19 protein-coding genes are annotated in these 21,148 nt (G+C 66.1%); 7 read left to right on the forward strand and 12 right to left on the reverse strand.

What is annotated here, in order from left to right; all coding sequences use genetic code 11:
* Window positions 1–74 precede the first annotated feature (74 nt).
* Window positions 75–953, reverse strand: coding sequence for a DUF6685 family protein (locus tag DNK34_RS15955; RefSeq protein WP_131176340.1), 879 nt, complete (start codon window positions 951–953; stop codon window positions 75–77).
* A gap of 186 nt (window positions 954–1,139) precedes the next feature.
* On the opposite strand from DNK34_RS15955, the gene DNK34_RS15960 reads away from it, so the two are divergent.
* The gene (locus DNK34_RS15960) at window positions 1,140–1,361 is read left to right on the forward strand and encodes a DUF2835 domain-containing protein (protein ID WP_131176341.1); all 222 of its coding nucleotides are present in this window, start codon (window positions 1,140–1,142) and stop codon (window positions 1,359–1,361) included.
* Between the two features lie 73 nt (window positions 1,362–1,434).
* Entirely contained in the window at window positions 1,435–2,463 is a 1,029-nt protein-coding gene (locus tag DNK34_RS15965) for a quinone-dependent dihydroorotate dehydrogenase (RefSeq protein ID WP_131176342.1), read from the forward strand.
* 160 nt (window positions 2,464–2,623) lie between these two features.
* Here the strand turns inward: DNK34_RS15965 and rmf are convergent, their stop codons facing one another.
* On the reverse strand, window positions 2,624–2,839 hold the full coding sequence (gene rmf / locus DNK34_RS15970; protein WP_003244273.1) for a ribosome modulation factor: 216 nt from the start codon (window positions 2,837–2,839) through the stop codon (window positions 2,624–2,626).
* A gap of 421 nt (window positions 2,840–3,260) precedes the next feature.
* Here rmf and rlmKL point away from each other — a divergent pair, with 421 nt between their 5' ends.
* A complete protein-coding gene (rlmKL, locus tag DNK34_RS15975; RefSeq protein ID WP_131176343.1) occupies window positions 3,261–5,525 on the forward strand; it encodes a bifunctional 23S rRNA (guanine(2069)-N(7))-methyltransferase RlmK/23S rRNA (guanine(2445)-N(2))-methyltransferase RlmL in 2,265 nt (754 codons plus the stop codon).
* A gap of 373 nt (window positions 5,526–5,898) precedes the next feature.
* Here rlmKL and dacB read toward each other — a convergent pair whose 3' ends face one another.
* On the reverse strand, window positions 5,899–7,347 hold the full coding sequence (gene dacB / locus DNK34_RS15980; protein WP_131176344.1) for a D-alanyl-D-alanine carboxypeptidase/D-alanyl-D-alanine endopeptidase: 1,449 nt from the start codon (window positions 7,345–7,347) through the stop codon (window positions 5,899–5,901).
* 204 nt (window positions 7,348–7,551) lie between these two features.
* On the opposite strand from dacB, the gene DNK34_RS15985 reads away from it, so the two are divergent.
* Window positions 7,552–7,893, forward strand: coding sequence for a YggL family protein (locus tag DNK34_RS15985; protein WP_131176345.1), 342 nt, complete (start codon window positions 7,552–7,554; stop codon window positions 7,891–7,893).
* A 250-nt stretch (window positions 7,894–8,143) separates the two neighbouring features.
* On the opposite strand, the gene DNK34_RS15990 is transcribed toward DNK34_RS15985, so the two are convergent.
* The 5 genes from DNK34_RS15990 to DNK34_RS16010 form a co-directional block, all read right to left on the reverse strand.
* Window positions 8,144–9,925 (reverse strand): cache domain-containing protein, encoded by a 1,782-nt coding sequence (locus tag DNK34_RS15990; RefSeq protein ID WP_131176346.1) that lies wholly within the window; start codon window positions 9,923–9,925, stop codon window positions 8,144–8,146.
* 59 nt (window positions 9,926–9,984) lie between these two features.
* Window positions 9,985–11,046, reverse strand: a complete 1,062-nt coding sequence (locus DNK34_RS15995) for an FUSC family protein (RefSeq protein WP_131176347.1) — start codon at window positions 11,044–11,046, stop codon at window positions 9,985–9,987.
* A gap of 3 nt (window positions 11,047–11,049) precedes the next feature.
* Window positions 11,050–12,381, reverse strand: coding sequence for a deoxyguanosinetriphosphate triphosphohydrolase (locus tag DNK34_RS16000; protein WP_131176348.1), 1,332 nt, complete (start codon window positions 12,379–12,381; stop codon window positions 11,050–11,052).
* 369 nt (window positions 12,382–12,750) lie between these two features.
* Window positions 12,751–13,059 (reverse strand): LasR-specific antiactivator QslA, encoded by a 309-nt coding sequence (locus DNK34_RS16005; RefSeq protein ID WP_131176349.1) that lies wholly within the window; start codon window positions 13,057–13,059, stop codon window positions 12,751–12,753.
* Window positions 13,056–13,262, reverse strand: a complete 207-nt coding sequence (locus DNK34_RS16010) for a hypothetical protein (RefSeq protein ID WP_131176350.1) — start codon at window positions 13,260–13,262, stop codon at window positions 13,056–13,058. The genes DNK34_RS16005 and DNK34_RS16010 overlap by 4 nt, the downstream gene beginning before the upstream one ends.
* Window positions 13,263–13,398: 136 nt before the next feature.
* Between DNK34_RS16010 and DNK34_RS16015 the strand changes: the two genes are divergently transcribed.
* Window positions 13,399–13,818, forward strand: coding sequence for a helix-turn-helix domain-containing protein (locus DNK34_RS16015; protein WP_131176351.1), 420 nt, complete (start codon window positions 13,399–13,401; stop codon window positions 13,816–13,818).
* Window positions 13,819–13,842: 24 nt separating this feature from the next.
* Here the strand turns inward: DNK34_RS16015 and DNK34_RS16020 are convergent, their stop codons facing one another.
* The 3 genes from DNK34_RS16020 to DNK34_RS16030 all read right to left on the reverse strand — a co-directional run bounded on the left by DNK34_RS16020 (window position 13,843) and on the right by DNK34_RS16030 (window position 17,292).
* Entirely contained in the window at window positions 13,843–15,021 is a 1,179-nt protein-coding gene (locus DNK34_RS16020; protein ID WP_131176352.1) for a vWA domain-containing protein, read from the reverse strand.
* A 223-nt stretch (window positions 15,022–15,244) separates the two neighbouring features.
* Entirely contained in the window at window positions 15,245–16,090 is an 846-nt protein-coding gene (locus tag DNK34_RS16025; protein WP_131176353.1) for an AAA family ATPase, read from the reverse strand.
* Window positions 16,091–16,218: 128 nt separating this feature from the next.
* Window positions 16,219–17,292, reverse strand: a complete 1,074-nt coding sequence (locus tag DNK34_RS16030) for a DUF748 domain-containing protein (RefSeq protein ID WP_131176354.1) — start codon at window positions 17,290–17,292, stop codon at window positions 16,219–16,221.
* A 133-nt stretch (window positions 17,293–17,425) separates the two neighbouring features.
* Between DNK34_RS16030 and cysK the strand changes: the two genes are divergently transcribed.
* Together cysK and DNK34_RS16040 are read left to right on the forward strand one after the other, a co-directional pair.
* Window positions 17,426–18,400 (forward strand): cysteine synthase A, encoded by a 975-nt coding sequence (cysK, locus tag DNK34_RS16035; RefSeq protein WP_131176355.1) that lies wholly within the window; start codon window positions 17,426–17,428, stop codon window positions 18,398–18,400.
* A gap of 372 nt (window positions 18,401–18,772) precedes the next feature.
* Entirely contained in the window at window positions 18,773–19,645 is an 873-nt protein-coding gene (locus DNK34_RS16040) for a DMT family transporter (protein ID WP_131176356.1), read from the forward strand.
* A 439-nt stretch (window positions 19,646–20,084) separates the two neighbouring features.
* On the opposite strand, the gene DNK34_RS16045 is transcribed toward DNK34_RS16040, so the two are convergent.
* Window positions 20,085–20,978 (reverse strand): DMT family transporter, encoded by an 894-nt coding sequence (locus tag DNK34_RS16045; RefSeq protein ID WP_131176357.1) that lies wholly within the window; start codon window positions 20,976–20,978, stop codon window positions 20,085–20,087.
* Window positions 20,979–21,148 lie beyond the last annotated feature (170 nt).

Raw genomic sequence — 21,148 nt, forward strand, 5'->3', positions numbered from 1 at the left:
CTGGCCGGCGAAGAAACCCGAAAGTCTTTACAAAAGCTGTCCGCTTCGGGCTGTCATGTGCCCGTGGCCGGGGCTCAACCCAGCAGCGTACGCACGTAGCGCAGCATGTCCGGCGCGCCGGCATGGCACAAGCCTTCGCCCAGCGCCGAGGCTTGCGGCGAGTGCTTGGGCAGCAGCAGGAATTCCGGTGCGCCGGCGCTGCGCAACAGCGCCAGGCGGGCATAGGGCACGTCGTGTTCCATCAGCAGGCGCATGAAGGTGGCGTCGCTCCAGGCGGCTCCCGGCATGGCCAGCGCATGGTAGCGCCGCTCCAGTTCCTCGAGGCCCCGGGGGCTGATGCTGTAGTGGGCCAGCTCGGCGGGCAGGCTGACCTCCAGCCCCCGGCGGCGCGCGTAGACCACGGCACAGGCAAAGGCATCGATATGCTGCTCGCCGGCCCAGAACAGCCGCTCGCCACGCCAAGCGGCCTGGTACAGGCTGATGGGGCCGGCGCCGAGAAAACCGGGCAGGGGCTTGCTCAGGGTGCGGACGAAGTCCTTGTAGCTGATGATGCGGATCTGCCGGCACTGTTCGCTGGCGGCATAACGCTCGAAACTGTCATGCAGCGCCTGGCTGGGGTCGCAGGCGACCAGGCCATCGACCTGCCGCAGGTCGATGGCCTCCAGTTGCCGTTGCTCGACCTCGACCAGGCCGACCAGGGTGGCGTGCGCCTCGGCCTTGTCTTCCTGGACGGGGCCGGACAGGGCGCCCCGGGGCAGATCCCTGAGGCGCTGCAGCGGTAGGCCGCTTTGCCAGCAGATGTTGTCGGTGAAGGGTGCGATGGCGGCAAAAGGCAGTTGCAACTGGCTGGCGCTTTCGGCGATCTGCCGTGAACCGCGGCCGAGCAAGCCTACACGCTGGGCCAGGGCGGCCAGGCGTGAACTCAGGGAGAGCGGATGTTCGGGCAGACTCATGACGGCGTGTGTGCTCCAGTGTGCCTGCAGCAGTGTGGCAGAGGCTCCCATGAGTTGCACGGATGGCGTCGGCGAAAATGCGGCGCCGCCCATCGGCGGTGCCCGTGGCGCCGGATGGCGTCGCGCGGGACGCTCGTCGTCAGGCTCTGTGGCAGAATCGGATCATTCATCTACGAAGGTGCTTCCATGCCCAGTCTGGTGTTGGATATCGCGTTACCGGCCGAACGCATGCGCGCGGTCTATCTCGGGCAGGCCAACCGGATCCAGGTGTTCAGCCGCGATGGTCGCCGGGTGAGTATACCGGCTCATCATTTTCGCCCGTTTCTGACCCACGAGGGCATCTACGGTTCCTTCGAGCTGCAGTTCAACCCCGCCGGCGAGCTGCTCAGCCTGCGCCGCCTGCCTTGAGCCTCGCCTGGGCGGTGTGGGGCGGCTATAATCCGCGCCTTTCGATTTCGCCACTGACGAGCTGAGCCTGCCCATGTACAACCTGGCCCGCGAGCTGCTGTTCAAACTGTCCCCGGAAACCGCCCACGAGCTGTCCATCGACCTGATCGGTGCGGCTGGTCGGCTGGGGCTTGCCGGGCGCCTGAGCAAGGCACCGCACAGCCTGCCGGTGACGGTCATGGGCCTGCAGTTCGCCAATCCGGTCGGCCTGGCCGCCGGCCTGGACAAGAATGGCGATGCCATCGACGGCTTTGCCCAGCTGGGTTTCGGTTTCGTCGAGATCGGCACCGTGACCCCGCGGCCGCAGCCGGGCAATCCGAAACCGCGGTTGTTCCGTTTGCCCGAGGCCGAGGCGATCATCAATCGCATGGGCTTCAACAACCATGGCGTCGATCACCTGCTCGAACGGGTGCGCGCGGCGAAGTTCAAGGGCGTGCTGGGCATCAATATCGGCAAGAACGTCGATACGCCGGTCGAGCGCGCGGTGGAGGACTACCTGATCTGCCTGGACAAGGTCCATGCCCACGCCAGCTACGTCACGGTCAATGTCAGCTCGCCGAACACCCCCGGCCTGCGCAGCCTGCAGTTCGGCGATGCGCTGAAGCAGTTGCTCGAGGCCCTGCGTCTGCGGCAGGACGAGCTGGCCCTGGCCCATGGACGCCGCGTGCCGCTGGCGATCAAGATCGCCCCGGACATGAGCGACGAGGAAACCGTGCAGGTGGCCAAGGCCCTGCTGGAGACGGGCATGGATGCGGTCATCGCCACCAACACCACACTGAGTCGCGAAGGGGTCGAGAACCTGGCTTTCGCCAACGAGGCCGGCGGGCTGTCGGGCGCGCCGGTACGCGACAAGAGCACCCATACGGTCGCCGTGCTGGCGGGCGAGCTGGGCGGGCGGCTGCCGATCATCGCCGCTGGCGGGATTACCGAAGGACGCCATGCCGCGCAGAAGATCGCCGCGGGCGCGAGCCTGGTGCAGATCTATTCCGGGTTCATCTACAAGGGGCCGGCGTTGATCCGCGAGTCGGTGGATGCGATCGCGGCGGCGCGTCCGCGGGGTTGAAACGAATGGCCGGGAGCCCGTTTTCAAGGTCGCGTGGCGACGGCCCGAAGGGTGGCCGCCAGGGATGGCAGGCCATAAAAAAGGGCTCCCTTGGGGAGCCCCTGGGCTTGCGCCCGCCGCTCGGATGGAGCGTGCTTGGTGAAGTCGGTAGGTCCTGGGTTTAGCCGACAGCGTGAAGTTCGTTAAGGCGATGGATACCGGCGGTGCCGGTCAGTCCGTCCCAGTTGTCACCGCGGCCTTCGCGCCAGCCGTTCAACCAGGCCTGACGCACGGACGGAAGAGTGAAAGGACACAGCTCGCGGGATTTACCATTGATGCCGTACTGATAGCCGCGCAGAAAAGCTCGTTCTAACGGATCACGCTTAAGTCTTCTCATAGGGTGTTGCCCTCACTTGTTGACTGTTATGTCCCGTAGACCCCGTGGCGGGGTCAGGCAGAATGGTCTGCCGTCGGAGTCCGCTGCCGGCGTCGCGAGCCTCCTGTGCCAGCACCGTTGCAGCGCTGGCCTAGGTAGGTTTCTATCGAATGCTCGATGAGCTGTGAATGATCGTTTTGTCATAAGGACGTAACGCTTTTGAGGGTGGGGCCATAAGCCTGTCCGACTGACCCGGGCGGTTTTCGGGCAAGCATTGATGACCGGGGCGTTTGCGTATGACGTGCTGGTCTTTTGCCATCGCGAATGGCTCTCGATTGCACGCGCCACTTATTCCGACGAAGGGTCGTCATGCGGCTTTTTGTCACTTATTTTCTGGTTGTGCCGCCCGTCGCGCGCAACCCACAACTGCCTGAGGCACTGCATGTCGGACGATTACGAACTCTTCCTCACCTGTCCCAAGGGGCTGGAAGGCCTGCTGCTCGAAGAGGCGCGCGGGCTCGGCCTCGAACAGGCGCGTGAACACACCTCGGCGATCCGTGGCATGGCCAGTATGGAGACGGCCTACCGTCTGTGCCTGTGGTCGCGCCTGGCCAACCGCGTGCTGCTGGTGCTGGCGCGCTTCCCCGTGCGTGATGCCGAGAGCCTGTACCAGGGCGTGCTGAACGTCGACTGGTTCGAGCACCTGCAACCCGCCGGCAGCCTGGCCGTGGAGTTCAGCGGCAACGGCTCGGGCATCGACAACACCCATTTCGGCGCGCTGAAGGTCAAGGACGCCATCGTCGACAAACTGCGCCAGGCCGACGGTAGCCGCCCTGCGGTGGACAAGCTCACCCCCGACGTGCGGGTGCACCTGCGCCTGGATCGGGGCGAGGCGATCCTGTCCCTGGACCTGTCCGGGCACAGCCTGCACCAGCGCGGCTACCGCCTGCAGCAGGGGGCCGCGCCGCTGAAGGAAAACCTCGCCGCCGCGATCCTGATCCGCGCCGGCTGGCCGCGCATCGCCGCCGACGGCGGGGCGCTGGCCGACCCCATGTGCGGGGTCGGTACCTTCCTGGTGGAAGCGGCGCTGATCGCCGCCGATATCGCGCCGAACCTGAGCCGCGAGCAATGGGGCTTCAGCCACTGGCTGGGGCATGTGCCGGCGTTGTGGAAGAAGCTGCAGGGCGAGGCCCAGGAACGTGCCGCCGCCGGCCTGGCGCGGCCGCCGCTGTGGATTCGCGGCTATGAAGCCGATCCGCGGCTGATCCAGCCGGCGCGCAACAATATCGAGCGGGCCGGGCTGAGCGACTGGGTCAAGGTCTACCAGGGCGAGGTGGCGACCTTCGAGCCGCGTCCGGATCAGAACCAGAAGGGCCTGGTGATCTGCAATCCCCCCTATGGCGAGCGTCTGGGCGACGAGGCGAGCCTGCTGTATCTCTATCAGAACCTCGGCGAACGCCTGCGTCAGGCCTGCCTGGGCTGGGACGCGGCGGTGTTCACCGGCGCCCCCGACCTGGGCAAGCGCATGGGCATTCGCAGCCACAAGCAGTACGCCTTCTGGAACGGCGCCCTGCCGTGCAAACTGCTGCTGATCAAGGTGCAGCCGGAACAGTTCGTCACCGGCGAGCGGCGCACGCCGCAACAGCGTGAACGCGAGCGCGAGCAGAGCGCGCTGCAGGCCGAGGCGCCGGCGCTCAACCGCAACGGCAATCCGCTCAAGCCGGTCCCGGCGGCTGCGCCGGTGGTCGAACAGGCGCGCCTGAGCGAGGGCGGGCAGATGTTCGCCAACCGCCTGCAGAAGAATCTCAAGCAACTGGGCAAGTGGGCGCGGCGCGAGGGCATCGACTGCTACCGCCTGTACGATGCCGACATGCCCGAGTACGCCCTGGCCATCGACCTGTACCACGACTGGGTGCATGTGCAGGAATACGCCGCGCCGCGTTCGATCGACCCGGACAAGGCCCAGTCACGTCTGTTCGATGCCCTGGCGGCGATCCCCCATGCCCTGGGCATCGACCAGAGCAAGGTGGTGATCAAGCGTCGCGAGCGGCAGGCGGGCAGCAAGCAGTACCAGCGCCAGAGCAGCCAGGGGCAGTTCATGGAAGTCAGCGAGGGCGGCGTGAAACTGCTGGTCAACCTGACCGACTACCTGGATACCGGGCTGTTCCTCGACCACCGGCCGCTGCGCCTGCGCATCCAGAAGGAAGCGGCGGGCAAGCGTTTCCTCAACCTGTTCTGCTACACCGCCACGGCCAGCGTGCACGCGGCCAAGGGCGGGGCGCGCACGACCACCAGCGTCGACCTGTCGAAGACCTACCTGGACTGGGCGCGGCGCAACCTCTCGCTCAATGGCTTCTCCGACAAGAACCGCCTGGAACAGGGCGATGTGATGAGCTGGCTGGCCGAGGATCGCGGCGAGTACGACCTGATCTTCATCGACCCGCCGACCTTCTCCAACTCCAAGCGCATGGACGGCGTGTTCGACGTACAGCGTGACCACGTGCAACTGCTGGACCTGGCCATGGCGCGCCTGGCACCGGGCGGCGTGCTGTACTTCTCCAACAACTTCCGCAAGTTCCAGCTCGACGAGGGCCTCGCCGCGCGCTATGCGCTGGAAGAAATCAGTGCCTCGACCCTGGACCCGGACTTCGCCCGCAACGGCAAGATCCACCGCGCCTGGAAGCTGATGGCCAGATCCAGCAGTTGAACGTGGTTCAGGCGTACCACCTATGCTTTCTTGAAGCTTGAAGCTTGAAGCCCGTAGCCTGGGTCGAGCGCAGCGATACCCAGGGCGATCTCCCGGGTGTCGCTGCGCTCGACCCGGGCTACCCCATGTTTACCTGGCGGCGCTCTTCGTGTTTGTAGGCCGTAGGGTGGATGACGCTCTTTTCATCCACCATTGCGATTGCGGAGCGGTGGACGGATCGGGCCGCGCAGGTGAAGCGTCGGCTATGCGCCCCGATCCACCCTACGTGAGGCCGCTATCGCCTTTGACTACAGGCCCGTAGCCTGGGTTGAGCGAAGCGATACCCAGGGCGATCTCCCGGGTGTCGCTGCGCTCGACCCGGGCTACCCCATGTTTACCTGGCGGTGCTCTTCGGCTGCTTGTAGAGATCGATCAGCACCTGGTCGAGGATGGCCGAAGCGCCCCAGGGTTTCGGGTCGTTGAGGATGGCCACCACGGCCCAGCTGTTGCCGTTGCTGTCGCGGCTGAAGCCGGCGATGGCGCGCACGTTGTTCAGGGTGCCGGTCTTGATGTGGGCCTGGCCGGCCAGGGCGGTGTTGCGCAGGCGCTTGCGCATGGTGCCGTCCATCGCCACCAGCGGCATGGAGCTGATGAACTCGGCGGCGTAGGGGCTGTTCCAGGCGGCCTGGAGGATCCTGCCCATTTCCCGGGCGCTCAGGCGTTCGGCGCGGGACAGGCCGGAGCCGTTTTCCATCACCAGTTGCGAGGCGGTGATGCCCTTGCGCGCCAGCCAGGCGCGGATGGCGCGCTGCGCCGCCTTGGCATCGTCGCTGTCGGTTTCGTTGCGGTACTGCGCGCCGATGCTGAGGAACAGCTGGCGGGCCATGGTGTTGTTGCTGTACTTGTTGATGTCGCGAATGATCTCCACCAGGTCGGGCGAGAAGGCGCGGGCGAGCAACTGCCCGCTCTTCGGCACGTCGGCCAGGCGGTCCTTGCCCATGATGCTGCCACCCAGCTCCTTGAAGATGGCGCGTACGGCGCCGGCGGCATAGCCGGGATGATCCAGCAGCGACAGGTAGGTCTGCGCGCTGCAGCCGTCGGTCAGTTGCCCGGTGACGATCACCTTGGTGCCGTCGAATTCCTTCACCGGGTTGTAGCGCACGTCGGGCCAGGCCGGGCATTTGCCGGCCTTGAGCACCTTGACCTGGTTGTCCAGGGTCAGCCCGGCCAGGGGCGGCTCGGCGGCGACGCTGACCTTGCCGCCCTCGGCCCTGGCGATGAAGCGCAGCGCCTTGAGGTTGACCAGCAGCGAATCCGGGGTGACCAGGTAGGGTTTGTTGGCATCGCCGCCGTCGTCGTCGAACGCCGGCAGATCGGGCTGGATGAAGTGACTGCGGTCGAGCACCAGGTCGCCGGTGACCTGGCGCACGCCGTTGGCGCGCAGGTCACGCAGCAGCAGCCAGAGTTTCTCCATGTTCAGCTTGGGGTCGCCGCCGCCCTTGAGGTAGAGGTTGCCATTGAGCACGCCGTCCTTGAGCGGGCCGTCGCTGTAGAACTCGGTCTTCCACTGGAAGGTCGGGCCGAGCAGTTCGAGGGCGGCGAAGGTGGTCACCAGCTTCATGGTCGAGGCCGGGTTGACCGACACATCGGCGTTGAAGATGGTGCCGTTGCCCGGGCCGGTCAGCGGCAGGGTCACCACCGACAGCGACTGGGTGCTGATCTTGTTGGCCTTCAGGCTCTGTATGACCGTGTTGGGCAGGCTGTTGCCAACGGCGGCGAATGCGGGGAGGGCGCTTGGCAGTAGCAGGGTGGCGATGGCCAGGTGGCGCAGCGTTCTGATCATGGGCAGAAACCCTCGAAACGAGGGGGGACAACGAAAAAACGCATGTACGAGCTCCCACAGCTGTTTGGGCGAGTGCTGGGCATCCAGATGCCGGGCATTATGCCCCATGCCCGCCCGCTCCGCGCCCTCGCCGGGTGCTTTTTCGCCCGGCGGGCGGGCTAAGCTGGTAGAGTGCCGCGCGTTATCACTCTTGAGGATTGTCCCATGGCTACCAACCGTTCCCGCCGTCTGCGCAAGAAACTCTGTGTGGATGAATTCCAGGAACTGGGGTTCGAACTGAACCTGAACTTCAAGGATGGCTTGAGCGAAGAGGCCATCGATGCCTTCCTCGAGGCGTTCCTGCGCGATGCCATGACCGGCAATGGCCTGGGTTATGTCGGCGGCGACGATTACGGCCTGGTGTGCCTGGCCAAGCGTGGCTCGGTCAGCGAGGAGCAGCGTGCCGCCGTCGAGGGCTGGCTCAAGGGGCGTAGCGAGCTGGCCGACTTCAGCGCCACCGCGCTGATGGATGTGTGGTATCCGGAGAATCCGATCAACCCGGCCTGATCGCCTAATGCCGATCAGATAAGGTTTTTGTAGGAACAGGGGGTGCCCGCCGCCCGTGTGGGAGCGTCGACCTCGGCGCGATGCGCTTGCGGCCATCTCGCAAAATCCGTGGCGCGACCGCTATTCGCTGCGAGGTCGCAGCGCCTACAAGGCTAGGGCAAACCGCCGTTTCGCGGGCCGAATGCTTGACTGACTGGCATTGGCCTGATGGCCGCCGGCTCGGTCGCCGTTTCCACGTGCCGCGCGCTGCTCAGGATTCCGGCATCATCCGGCGATTGTGCAGATGCAGCGCGGCGATCTTCGCCACCGCCTCGCTGAAGGCGATACACGCCGCGCTCCTGATGCCGGGGTGCGCCTCCAGTGGCTCTTCTCTCTGCAGCAGTACCAGCAGCCCGAGCGTTTCGTCCTGGCGGTCGCGCAGGGCGACGGCGACCAGGTTCACCCGCGGGCTGCCAAGGCTGTTGAGCAGGGGCTGGTAGTCGCCGGCCTTGTCGAACCCCAGGCTGAGCGCCGCGCTGCTACCGTCGAGGGCCTGCCGCAACCAGGGCGGCAGTGGCCGGTCGAGGGCATGGGCGAGCAGGTCATGGGCGAGCAGGTCATGGCGGCCCGGCGCCTGTGCGACGCCGTCGAGCCGCAGTCCGTGGGGTTGCAGTTGCCCGTCCTCGAGCAGGTAGAGGATGCCGGCATCGGCCTGTACCGCGTCGATGCTTTCGTGCAGCGTGCGTTGCAGCAGGCTGTCGATGTCCGGCTGCTGCCCCAGTTCGACGACGATGCCCTGGTAGCGGGTGATGCTGCGGTTCATCCGCGTCATCGCCAGCGCCAGCCTGTCCACTTCCAGCACCGAAGAACGCACGCCATCCGCCGCGGCGAAAGCGAAGCGGCCCATGGCTTCGCTCTGGGCCTGCAACGCGCCCAGCGGGCGGGTGATGCAGCGTGACGCCAGCCAGCCCAGCGGCAGGCACAGCAGCAGGGTGGTCAGGGTGACCAGGGCGCCCTGCCAGCGGATGCGGTAGGCATCGGCCAGCAGTTCGTCCTCGGGAACCAGCAACGCCAGGTACAGGCCGGCGGGGCCCCCTTCGCCGAGCTGGCTGCGCGAGACCACCCAGCGGCGTTTGTCCAGGTTCACTATGCGTTGCTGGTCGCCGTCCGCCTCCAGTTCCTCCAGCGCCCCGGCCAGCGTCGGCAGCAGGTCGCGCACGCGGGCCAGGTGGGGCTCGGGGTCCTCGCGGATCAGGCGGCGGCTATCCGGGTAGGCCACGGCGACCCCCCTGGCATCGAACAGCAGCACTTCGCTGTCGGGGGTCACCTTGTGCTTGATCAGGGTCGCGGACAACTGTTCCAGGGTCAGGTCGGCGGCCAGGACGCCATCGTCGCCGGCCGGGGTGGCCAGGGTGGTGCCGATCGCCCCGGAGGAGAAGAACACATAGGGGGTGGTGCTGATCCGGGCGTTTTCCGCGCGGGCGCGGACATACCACTCGCGGTCGCGGGGATCGTAGTCCTGGCCGTTTGCCGCGCGCCGCTCGAGCAGCTTGAGGGCGTCGTCGTAGAACAGGTATTCGCCAGCGCGGCTGTCGCCCTGCTGCTCGATCGACCAGATCTGGAAGGCGGCCCCGGGCGGCGCCTCGAACTGGCGTTGCACGCTGCGCTCGCGCAGCGCGCGCACCATGAAGAAATCGCCATTGCGGTAGCCCAGGTAGACGGCGGCGAGCTTGGGGTTGTCGCGCAGCGCCTGGGCGAAGGGGGCGAGCAGGGGCTGGCGCGTCTGCAGGTCGTCGCCCCGGGTGCCCTCGGCGAAGGCCAGCACCCCGAGCAGGTGGCGAATGGGTTGGTAGGTCGCGCCGATATCGCGCTGCACGTCCTGCTGGATGCGTTCGAACAGCGTGGCGCTGCTGGAGAAGATGATCGCCGTGGTCTGCCGGTAATTGAACAGGCCCAGGGCACCGCCTGCCAGCAGCAACAACAGGATGAACAGCACGCTGATATGGACGTGCAGGGGAAACCTGTGTGCGTGGGGCCGGAAACCGCTGGGCATGGCGCGTCGCTCCCTGGTTGCGCCCGGGCAGCATAATCAAGCGCGCGTCCGCTTGTCGACTACTCGGTCAGCGCGGCCCGGCGCGCCGTGGAACGCTTGTCCAGCCATTGCCGCAGGCCATGCATCAGCAGGGCGACGAACAGCGTCACCAGCACGCCGAGCAGCGCGTTGAGCAGGCGTACCTGGGGCAGGTGCCAGTCCCTGGCCAGGCTCTCGGCGAGCAGCACGAAACAGACCGTGGTCTGCAGCACGAACAGGCCGTAGTGGTTGGCCTGCACGGCGCGGCTGAGGGTGATCAGCGGCAGCATGATGGCGACCATCAGCGCCGGGCTCTGCAGGCTGTTGCCCAGGAGGATCAGCAGGCCGGCCGCGGTCAGGCTGGCCATGCTCGCCTGCATGGCCCGCACCAGGCTGCCGCGGAACTCGATCTGCAGCGTGGTCACCACGGCCAGGGTCAACCAGTAGCCGCGTTGCAGGTTGGCCAGGTTGACGATCAGGCCGGCCAGCGACAGCGCCAGGGTGCAGCCCAGCGCATACAGCCACCATTGCTGTCGCGACTGGCGCCGGGCATGCCGGCGCAGCACCTTGAGCAGGCTGACCAGGCGTGGCATGTAGGGCCACATGCGCAAACCGTGGAAGCCGCGCAGGCCGAACGCCAGGAGCATCACCCAGAGACCACCGAGGGTGAACAGCATGCTGATCGCATGGGGGTTGTTCAGGCTGCTGGCGCCCTGTTGCCCCTGGCCGAGGCACAGGCACACGGTGAGACCGATGCCCAGCTTGCCGGCCTCGGCGCCATAGCGCTGCAGCCAGGCCAGCAGCAGGCCGAAGGCGGCGAACAGCGCCAGGCTGATCAGGGGGTGGGTCGCCGACCAGAAGCCCAGGCCGGCACTGCAGGCGCCAAGCCCGGTGAGCAGCAACATGCGCAGCATGCCGAAGCGGTGCAGGGGATTGGCCTGGGCGGCCTGGAAAGCGCCAACCGCGGCCCACAGGAACCCCGGATGGGCACTGAACAGGCCCAGCAGCAGGGGCAGGGCGCAACCCAGCCCGGCGACCACGGCCGGCCCCCAGGCCGGCGGCCCGGCATGCCAGTTGAAGATTTGCCGCAGCAGCACCTTCATCGCTTATACCGGGCTCGAACGACCGGTCATCTCGCGGGCCATCTCTGTCGCGTAGCTATCGGTCATGCCGGCGATGAAGTCGATCATGCGCAAGAAGGATCGGTACAGGGGCCAGTGGGGATCGGGGGCATTGGGGCCGAGCAGGTCGAGAATGCGCCGGTGCTTGAAGGACGGCGTACGCCCGCCGTGCTGTTCGAGTGCGGCACCGCAGAAGGCGTTCAGAAGAATTTCCAGGGTGGTGTAGGCGCCGATCTCGTGCAGGGTCTTGCGTTTGTCCTGGAAGATCTTTTCCCGGGCCATGGCCTTGGCGCTCTGCACGCAGCGTTTGGCCGACCCGTGCATGTGTTCGACCAGGTCGCCCGCCAGGTCGCCGGCCAGCAGTGCCCGCTGTTGCTCGACGAAGGCGCTGGCCGCCGAGTTGGTCAGGTGTTCGATGGCCTTGCCGCGCAGGATCGCCAGCTTGCGCCGCCTGGAGTCCCTGGGGCCGAGCTGGCGATAGGTTTCCGGCAGATCGTCGCCGACCAGATCGAGCAGCAGTGATTCCACCTCGGCATACTCGAGCAGTTCCATTTCCAGGCCATCTTCGAGATCGATCAGGCCATAGCAGATGTCGTCCGCGGCCTCCATCAGGTACACCAGCGGATGGCGGGCCCAGCGCTGCTCCTCGAGCTGCGGCAGGCCGAGCTTGTGGGTGATCTGCTCGAGCAGGGGCAGCTCGCTCTGGTAACAGCCGAACTTGTGTTTCTTGTAGCCCAGCGCTTCGGCGTGGCGGGCGGTCCAGGGGTATTTGAGGTAGGCGCCGAGGGTGGCGTAGGTCAGCCGCGTGCCGCCGTCGAACTGGTGATACTCCAGCTGGGTGAGGACCCGGAAGCCCTGGGCGTTGCCCTCGAAACTGAGGAAGTCGCCACGCTCGGCATCGCTCATCGCGTCCAGCCAGCCGCGTCCGGCGGCTTGCTGGAACCAGTGGCGGATGGCGTCTTCGCCGGAGTGGCCGAAGGGCGGATTGCCGATGTCGTGGGCCAGGCAGGCGGACTGCACGACCATGCCCATGTCGCTCGGCGCGCACCAGTCGGGCAGATCCTGGCGGATCATCTCGCCGACGCGCATGCCCAGGGAGCGGCCCACGCAACTGACTTCCAGCGAATGGGTCAGGCGCGTGTGGATGTGGTCGTTGCTCGACACCGGGTGTACCTGGGTCTTGCGGCCCAGGCGGCGGAAGGCGCCGGAAAAGATGATCCGGTCGTGATCCTTGTGGAACGGGCTGCGGCCCAGCTCGTCGGCGCTGGGGGCCGGTTTGCCGAGGCGTTCACGGGTGAGCAGGGTTTGCCAGTCCAAGAGCGCTTCCTTTGCCAGAGACGGTGACGGCCGGGGCCGTCATCCAGGCACGCGCTGAGGGCGCAGGTGCACGGCCCCGGCGCGCGGTTCGTCGCTAGCTTCCCTGTTCGTCCCGGCAACTGCAAGGTCGATCTAGGGTCTGTTGACGTTTCAGCACGACCGCGCCGGAGCCCGTTTTGCCGCGAGGCAAGGCACGAGCCGCGAAGTTTAGCGGGCTAAATGAGCCGGCGAGAAACGCAGCATCGCGGCAAAACGGGCCCGGCCCTTCGGGTGGGGCCGCCTAGGTTGCGCGAAAAATCTCGCCATGCGTTGTTGGAGGACTTGGCAAGGGAACACGCGGACGGCTAGTCCATTCCCGGCGTCCTCCGCCTAGCCTGGCGAGATTTTGCGCGGCAACGCGGCTTGCGCTGAAACGTCAACAGACCCTAGGTGCTGCACACGTTGTTGCAGGCGGTTGAGGAAACCGCTCTCGAAGGCCAGGCGGTTATCGCCCGGTTCGATCAGCGCCCGCGCATAGGCCAGGTGCCGCCAGAGCTGGCGGCGGTGCTGATCGTCGAACCATTCATCTGCGCTGCGTACCCCTTCGTCGACGAGCAACTGCAGCGCCAGCGGCGCGTCCGTGATCACCGCCGGCTGTCCGGCGAAGTCGGGGATTCTGGCCTGGTCGCGGGCGTTCATGGCGGGCCGTCGGCTTGTCGGGCCTTGAGGGTGTGCAGGTCGACCAGGACATGGGCGCCTGCCGTCAGCACGGGCAGTTCCCCGGCCTCGACCCAGGCGCGAACGAGACTCAGGTCGTTGCCATGGCCGATGAGTTGTGCGAAGCGCGGCAGGCTGACGTATCGTGGCGAGTCGGGAAAGGGGCTGAGGTCGAGTTCTTCCACTTTGATTCTGCTTCCTGCAACATGATCGGCTCCTGACGCCGCGCCCGCCGGGCTGGGCGAAGCGAGGGTTAGTTTTAATCACTAAATGTTAGTATGTCAATGCGTTTAAGCGCATGACTCAGGACGAGAATTAGTCATGACCAACAAGCGCTTTCTGTTCACGGCCGGCGAGCGGATGCGAGGACTGCGTGAATTGATGGGGTTGAGCCGCAAGGCGTTCGCGGAAATCGTCGGCATGCCGCCCAAGCGCGTCGAGAACATCGAAAACGGCTGGCAGCGCATGCATGACGAGGATTTTCAGAAGGTCTGCAGCAAGTTCGAGGACTTCAGTCGCTGGATCGCCTACGAAGGCCCCATCGACTCGCTGCCGCTGCAGCTCAAGGTGGCCGACTCGGCGCAGAAGGCCGCGGTCTACCTGGTCAAGCGCAATCCCGATCTGCTCGATGGCAGTGGCATGAGCTTCGCCGAATGGCAGCAACGGCACCGGGACGTGCTGGTGGAAATCGAGAGCCAGGCCGGCGAGCTGGCGCAGGACGATGCCACGGACGAGCGCTGAGCCGGGCGCCAGGCGCCGCGGTTATCACTTGGACAGAAAACGCATGCCGTCTTCCAGGCCCTGCAGGGTCAGGGGGTACATGCGGTCGTCGACCAGCTCGCGGATGATCCCGGTCGAGGTGGTGTAGTCCCAGGTTTCCCGGGGATAGGGGTTGATCCAGATGAGTTTCCTGTACGTCTCCATGAAACGTCTGATCCAGACATGGCCGGCCTCTTCGTTCCAGTGCTCGACGCTGCCGCCCGGCTGGGTGATCTCGTAGGGCGCCATGGCCGCATCGCCGACGAACACCACCTTGTAGTCGGCGCCGTACTTGTGCAGCAGGTCGTGGGTGGAAAAACGTTCCGAGGTGCGCCGCAGGTTGTTCTTCCACACCGATTCGTACACGCAGTTGTGGAAGTAGAAGTACTCCAGGTGCTTGAACTCGGTGCGGCAGGCGGAGAACAGCTCCTCGCAGATCCTGACGTGGGCGTCCATGGAGCCGCCGATATCGAACAGCAGCAGGAGCTTGACCGCGTTGCGCCGTTCGGGGCGCATCTGGATGTTGAGCAGGCCGCCGTCCTTGGCGGTGTGGTCGATGGTGCCGTGCAGATCCAGCTCGTCCTGGGCGCCCTGGCGGGCGAACTTGCGCAGGCGGCGCAGGGCGATCTTGATCGTGCGCGTGCCCAGTTCCACCGAGTCGTCGAGGTTTTTGTAGTCGCGCTGATCCCAGACCTTGACCGCCTTGCCCTGGCGTTTGCCGGCATCGCCGACGCGGATGCCTTCGGGGTTGTAGCCGCCCGAGCCGAAGGGGCTGGTGCCGCCGGTGCCGATCCACCTGTTGCCGCCGGCGTGGCGTTCCTTCTGTTCTTCCAGGCGTTTCTTGAATGCCTCGATCAGCTTGTCGAGGCCGCCGAGGGACTCGATCCTGGCCCGCTCTTCGTCGCTCAGCGAGCGCTCGAATTCCTTGCGCAGCCATTCGTCCGGAATCAGCGCCTCGAGATGCTCATCCAGGTTCTGCAAGCCGTTGAAGTAGGCGGCGAAGGCGCGGTCGAACTTGTCGAAATGACGCTCGTCCTTGACCAGGATCGCCCGCGCCAGGTAGTAGAACTCGTCCATGTCGGCGAAGGTGACCTTGTGCTTCAGGGCGTCGATCAGGTCGAGCAGTTCACGCACCGAGACCGGCACCTTGGCGGCACGCATTTCGTTGAACAGGTTGAGCAGCATGGTGGCTATCTCCCGATTTCCCGTGGATGCCGTCTTGATCCTTGGCCTGCAAGAGCCCGTTCGCAGTCAGGGTTGAGCAGTAGGCGCGTCGATCCCGGCGCGAGGCGAGGGCGGCCATGCTGCAAAATCGCGGTATGGCCACGATTCGCCGCGAGGTCGCGGCTCCTACGCAAATGGGGCAATTCTGGCGCTCAGCCGGCGCTTTTTTCCACCGTGCCGACCCTCAGCGGTTGCCGCGTCGCACCATGAAGGCCAGGCGTTCGAGCAGTTGCACGTCCTGTTCGTTCTTCACCAGGGCGCCGGCCAGGGGCGGGATGGCCTTGGTCGGGTCGCGTTCGCGCAGCACCGCTTCGCCGATATTGTCGGCCATCAGCAGTTTGAGCCAGTCGACCAGTTCGCTGGTCGAGGGTTTCTTCTTCAGCCCCGGTACCTTGCGCACGTCGAAGAACACGTCCAGCGCCTCGGCCACCAGCTCCTTCTTGATGCCGGGGTAGTGCACGTCGACGATCTTCTGCAGGGTCTGGCGGTCGGGGAAGGCGATGTAGTGGAAGAAGCAGCGGCGCAGGAAGGCGTCCGGCAGTTCCTTCTCGTTGTTGGAGGTGATGATGATGATCGGTCGGTGCCTGGCCTTGATGGTTTCGTCGGTCTCGTAGACGTAGAACTCCATCCTGTCGAGTTCCTGCAGCAGGTCGTTGGGGAACTCGATGTCGGCCTTGTCGATCTCGTCGATCAGCAGCACCGCGCGCTCCTCGGCCTCGAAGGCCTCCCACAGCTTGCCTTTCTTGATGTAGTTGCGTACCTCGTGAACCCGCTCGGAGTCGAGCTGCGAATCGCGCAGGCGGCTGACCGCGTCGTACTCGTACAGGCCCTGGTGGGCCTTGGTGGTGGACTTGATGTGCCAGGTGATCAGCCGGGCGCCGAAGGACTCGGCCAGTTGTTCGGCGAGCAGGGTCTTGCCGGTGCCGGGCTCGCCCTTGACCAGCAGCGGCCGCTGCAGGGTGATGGCGGCATTGACCGCGAGCTTGAGGTCGTCGGTGGCGACATAGGACGGAGTGCCTTCGAACTTCATCGGTAAATCCTCGAACGATCGACGCCGCCGCCAGGGGACGGGGCAGGTAGCGGAAAGGGCACGACTATAACGTGCCGGGGCGGGAGCTGTGAACGCAGAACGCCTGTTCGGTCACTGAATGGACGCGCTCACTCATCTTCCGTGGCGTCGCGCTCGAAGCGTGTGTTGAAGGCTTTGACGAAGCCATTGCGCAGGATGCCGAGGAACGCCTGGAAGGCGCTGATGTTCTGCTGGCGGACGCTGCCACTGAGCTCCACGCGGGTGGCGAACTGATCCATGCGCTGGTTCTTCAGCACCTTCTCGCCACCGCCCACCAGCGCTTCCCAGATGGAGCGGAAGAAGCCCTTGTCGTCGTTTTCCACGTCCTGCTGCCAGTTGAACACCTCGACGTTGCGCAACAGGGGCTTGATGTAGCCGCTGAGCTGGGCGTCCTTGGCGAAGGCTTCGATCACCAGGTCGCCGGTGCCGCCGTTGAAGTCGAACTTGCCATAGGCGCTGGAGAAATCGTTGAGGCGCTTGAGCTCGATATCGGTGGCGCGCACCCGGAACTCGAAATCCTCGAAGTTGTGGAAGGGGTCGAACACCGCGCTGGCCTCCAGCGGCGCGTGGCCGAGCAACTGCGCGGTGCCCTCGAAGCGGGCGACGCGCTGGCCTTGCGCATCCGCCACATTGGTCAGGTTGTACAGGCTGGCGTTGATGGCGGTGGCCTTGATGTCCACCGGTGGCGAGGAGGTGAAATTGTGAAAGCCGACGGTACCGTCGTTCACGCGGACCTCGTTGAGGGTGATCGGCAGCAGCTTGTTCAACTGCTCACGCCAGTCGACCCCTTCACCGGTCTGCGAGTCGCCTGCGCCCTCGCCATCGATGAAATTGAGCTCGGGTCGCTCGAACACTACCCGGGCGACCACCGCGCGCTCGCGCCACAGGGCGTTCCAGCTCACCGCGATGTCGATCACCGGGGCGTCGACGAAGGGCACCTGCGCCTCGCGCTCGGCCTTGACGATGCGCAGGCCGTTGATCCGGTAGGCGCCACGCCACAGGGCCAGGTCGACATCGGCGATATGGCCCCGGTAGTCGCCCATGTCGGCGAGCTTGTCGTTGAGGTAGCCGCGGATCGCATAGGGCAGGGCGATGTGCGCGACCAGCAGCAGGACGAGCAGTCCCAGAACTGTCCAGAGCGGCAGGCGGTAGCGACGTTTCATCGGTGGCATCCGTTGGCCCAGTGTCTCTGGTGGACTGCACGCGCCGTGGCAGAGTTCGACCTTCTTGCGCTGGACGCCGTCGAGCATCGGGCATAGGCTGACCCGCTCAGTCATGACAAGGATTCCGCACATCATGAGCCGCATCTTCGCAGACAACGCACAGGCCATCGGCAACACGCCCCTGGTGATGATCAACCGTCTCGGGCCCAAGGGCGTGACCATCCTGGCCAAGATCGAGGGACGCAACCCGGCCTATTCGGTGAAGTGCCGCATCGGCGCCAACATGGTCTGGGATGCGGAGTCGCGCGGCGTGCTCAAACCGGGCATGACCCTGGTCGAACCGACCTCGGGCAACACCGGTATCGGCCTGGCTTTCGTCGCCGCCGCCCGTGGCTACAAGCTGATCCTGACCATGCCCGCGTCGATGAGCCTGGAGCGGCGCAAGGTGCTCAAGGCCCTGGGCGCCGAACTGGTGCTCACCGAGCCGGCCAAGGGCATGAAGGGGGCCATCGACAAGGCCGCCGAGATCGCCGCCGCCGATAGCGACCGTTACTACATGCCGCAGCAGTTCGAGAATCCGGCCAACCCGGCGATCCACGAGAAGACCACCGGGCCCGAGATCTGGAACGATACCGAGGGCGCGGTGGACGTGCTGGTTTCCGGGGTCGGCACCGGCGGCACCATCACCGGGGTGTCGCGCTACATCAAGCACACCCAGGGCAAGGCCATCCTCTCGGTGGCGGTGGAGCCGGTCACCTCGCCGGTGATCAGCCAGACCCTGGCCGGCGACGAAGTCAAACCCAGCCCGCACAAGATCCAGGGGATCGGCGCCGGTTTCGTGCCGAAAAACCTCGACCTGTCCCTGGTCGACCGGGTCGAGCAGGTGACCGACGAGGAGGCCAAGAACATGGCCCTGCGCCTGATGCGCGAGGAGGGCATCCTCTGCGGCATCTCCTGCGGCGCGGCCATGGCGGTTGCCGTACGCATGGCGGAAAAGCCGGAGATGCAGGGCAAGACCATCGTGGTGATCCTCCCGGACTCCGGCGAGCGCTACCTGTCGAGCATGCTCTTCAGCGACCTGTTCAGCGAGCAGGAGTTGCAGCAGTAAGCCGCCGATCCGGTCGCGCGCGGCGGGCCACTGGTCAGCCCCGCGCGACCGGGTTATAGTCCGGCGACTTGTTCATCCGTTTCACGATATCCCTCTCACGAGACCTCCCATGTCCGCCCTCGTCGTTGCGTCGTCCATCCCTGGCACTGCCCTGCACCCGCTGCAGCAGTCGATGGCGCCTGCGGCGGTCACTTCCCTGGCTCCGCCACCTGTCAGCCCGCCAGCGGGCTACGCGCCTCCGCCGCCCGCCGCGGCCTGAGGCCTGGCCGTACAGGTTGCCCCCGCGGCAGCCTGACTCGTCGGCCCTTCCCTGACCTGCGTTTCCGTCCTTGCGGCGGGCGCTATCGATTTGCCTTTACAGGTGGCATGTCCATGATCGTTTTCAGCCGCAATACCCTGCTTGCCTATGGCAGCACGGCCTTGTTCGTACTGCTGTGGAGCAGTGGTGCGATCGTTTCCAAACTGGGCCTGGCCCATGCTTCGCCTTTCGCCTTCCTGCTGGTGCGCTTCGTTCTGGCCTGCAGCGCGTTCCTGTTGCTGGCACGCCTGCTGCCGCTGCGCGGGCCGGCATCGCCCGCCGCCCGCTGGGCGGCGTGGCGCACCGGGCTGGTCCTGGTGGGGGCGTATCAGGTCTTCTATCTGCTGGCTCTGCAGCAGGAGGTCACCCCCGGCCTGATGGCCACCTTGCTCGGTACCCAACCCATACTGACCGCCGTGTACCTGGAACGGCGGCTTTCCCCCGGCCGATTGCTCGGGCTGAGCCTCGGCCTGCTGGGGCTGGTGCTGGTGGTGTTCCAGGGCATCGGCCTGGCCGGTCTGTCCTGGTCCGGCATGCTCTGCGCGCTGGCGGCGCTGCTCGCCATGACGGCCGGGGCGATCATGCAGAAGGGCATTCGTGACAACCCGCTGGGTACGTTGCCCACGCAGTACCTCGCCGGTCTGCTGCTGTGCCTGCTGGTGGTGCCGTTCCAGCCGCTGCGCCTGGAGATGACGGCAGGTTTCTGGTTATCGGCGCTGTGGATGGGACTGGTGATTTCGGTTGCCGCCAGCCTGCTGCTGTACCGCCTGATCGCCCGTGGCAATCTGGTCAACGTGACCAGCCTGTTCTACCTGGTACCGGCGGTCACGGCCGCGCTGGACTACCTGGTGTTCGGCAACCGGCTGGCGCCATTGAGCCTGCTGGGCATGGGCCTGATCGTGCTGGGGCTGGTGTTCGTGTTCCGTCAGGCGCCGGGCAATCGCTGAAAGACGCGCCGGGTTGGCCGAGGGGCCGGAGAACAGGTATTTGCGGCTCCAGTGCCGTTGGTGCGAAAGAACTTGCCTCAGTGCAATGGCCGCTATCGCATCGCGCCGGGGGCGACGCTCCTACGCGCTCGGTGGTTTGCCGCTATCCCGTGGGAGCCGCGCCCCCGCGGCGAATAGCGGCCACGCTATGGATTCTGCGGGATGGCCGCCATCGCATCGCGTCGGGGGCGACGCGCCTACGCGCTCGGTGGTTTGCCGCTATCCCGTGGGAGCCGCGCCCCCGCGGCGAATAGCGGCCACGCCATGGATTCTGCGGGATGGCCGCCATCGCATCGCGTCGGGGGCGACGCTCCTACGCGCTCGGTGATTTGCCGCTATCCCGTGGGAGCCACTTCCCCACGGCGATTGGCGGCCGCGGCTCGCTCTGGCATGCAACAACCTAGCGGACGTTCACCGCCGTGCGCGACGGCCTGACCACCAGCCACAGGGCGATGGCGATCAGCGCGCCCCCGTACAGGTAGGCCCAGGACAGCGGCTCGTCCAGCAGCAGGGCGCCCCAGAGCACGCCGAACGGTGGAATCAGAAAGGTCGTGGTCGAGGCCTTGATCGGGCCGATATCGCTCAGCAGGCGGAAGTACAGGACGTAGGCGAAGGCGGTACAGCCCAGGCCCAATGCGGCCAGCGACAGCCATTCCACGGCGCCGCCCCAGTCGGCGGGCGGTTGCACGGCCAGCGAGCCGATGAACAGCGGCAGGAGGAACAGGCTCGCGCCACACAGGCTGCTGAAGGCCGTCAGGCGGTTGTCCAGGCCGCCGCCGAGCCAGCGCCGGGCGAGAAAGCCGGCGAAGCCGTAGCAGGCGGTGGCCACCAGGCAGGCGGCGGCGCCGAGCAGCAATTCGAGATCCACCTGCACCGGGCCGGTGCGGGTCAGTACGCCGACCCCGAACAGGCCGATGGCCACGCCCGCGGCCCGGCCCAGGGTCAGCGCCTCGGCGAAGAACAGGGCGCCGATCAGTACGCCCATCATGGGCGTGGTGGCATTGAGGATCGCCGAGTAGCCGGCCGGCAGCACCAGCGCCGCCAGGCTGTACATGGCCGATGGCAGGCCGGCGTTGATCACCCCCAGGAGCAGGCAGTGCCCGAGCTTGCCGCGAAAATCCCACTGCACCCGCATGATCAGCAGAATCGCCAGCAGCCCGAGGGCGCCGATGCCGGCGCGGAAGAAGGCGGTGGGCATGCTGCCGATGACCGGCGCCACCACACGCATGAACAGGAAGCTCGCCCCCCAGATCGCGGAGAGCAGTAACAGGCGCAACAAGTCGGCAGGACGCAAGGCAGGCTCCTCGGAGGAAGGTGGCGGCAGTGTTGCCGCATGCGCGATTCAAGGCAACCGGAAAAACGCTTTTGAAGTACGGGCTGCGGCAGGATCCTGGCGGAGGATGAAGTTACGAGCAGTGCCCGCTTTCCCTCGCCGCCACCAGTGGCTAAGCTGCCACTGCCCCG

This window comes from Phytopseudomonas dryadis (assembly GCF_004327355.1).
Lineage (GTDB): Bacteria > Pseudomonadota > Gammaproteobacteria > Pseudomonadales > Pseudomonadaceae > Aquipseudomonas > Aquipseudomonas dryadis.

What these genes read in the sequence shown, in the direction of transcription:
- DNK34_RS15965 (WP_131176342.1), top strand. Translation starts at nt 1,435, where the DNA reads ATGTACAACCTGGCCCGCGAGCTGCTGTTCAAACTGTCCCCGGAAACC.
- DNK34_RS16005 (WP_131176349.1), bottom strand. Translation starts at nt 13,059, where the DNA reads ATGAACGCCCGCGACCAGGCCAGAATCCCCGACTTCGCCGGACAGCCG.
- DNK34_RS16030 (WP_131176354.1), bottom strand. Translation starts at nt 17,292, where the DNA reads ATGAAACGTCGCTACCGCCTGCCGCTCTGGACAGTTCTGGGACTGCTC.
- cysK (WP_131176355.1), top strand. Translation starts at nt 17,426, where the DNA reads ATGAGCCGCATCTTCGCAGACAACGCACAGGCCATCGGCAACACGCCC.
- DNK34_RS15955 (WP_131176340.1), bottom strand. Translation starts at nt 953, where the DNA reads ATGAGTCTGCCCGAACATCCGCTCTCCCTGAGTTCACGCCTGGCCGCC.
- DNK34_RS15995 (WP_131176347.1), bottom strand. Translation starts at nt 11,046, where the DNA reads ATGAAGGTGCTGCTGCGGCAAATCTTCAACTGGCATGCCGGGCCGCCG.
- rmf (WP_003244273.1), bottom strand. Translation starts at nt 2,839, where the DNA reads ATGAGAAGACTTAAGCGTGATCCGTTAGAACGAGCTTTTCTGCGCGGC.
- DNK34_RS15990 (WP_131176346.1), bottom strand. Translation starts at nt 9,925, where the DNA reads ATGCCCAGCGGTTTCCGGCCCCACGCACACAGGTTTCCCCTGCACGTC.
- rlmKL (WP_131176343.1), top strand. Translation starts at nt 3,261, where the DNA reads ATGTCGGACGATTACGAACTCTTCCTCACCTGTCCCAAGGGGCTGGAA.
- DNK34_RS15985 (WP_131176345.1), top strand. Translation starts at nt 7,552, where the DNA reads ATGGCTACCAACCGTTCCCGCCGTCTGCGCAAGAAACTCTGTGTGGAT.
- DNK34_RS16040 (WP_131176356.1), top strand. Translation starts at nt 18,773, where the DNA reads ATGATCGTTTTCAGCCGCAATACCCTGCTTGCCTATGGCAGCACGGCC.
- DNK34_RS16025 (WP_131176353.1), bottom strand. Translation starts at nt 16,090, where the DNA reads ATGAAGTTCGAAGGCACTCCGTCCTATGTCGCCACCGACGACCTCAAG.
- DNK34_RS15960 (WP_131176341.1), top strand. Translation starts at nt 1,140, where the DNA reads ATGCCCAGTCTGGTGTTGGATATCGCGTTACCGGCCGAACGCATGCGC.
- dacB (WP_131176344.1), bottom strand. Translation starts at nt 7,347, where the DNA reads ATGATCAGAACGCTGCGCCACCTGGCCATCGCCACCCTGCTACTGCCA.
- DNK34_RS16015 (WP_131176351.1), top strand. Translation starts at nt 13,399, where the DNA reads ATGACCAACAAGCGCTTTCTGTTCACGGCCGGCGAGCGGATGCGAGGA.
- DNK34_RS16020 (WP_131176352.1), bottom strand. Translation starts at nt 15,021, where the DNA reads ATGCTGCTCAACCTGTTCAACGAAATGCGTGCCGCCAAGGTGCCGGTC.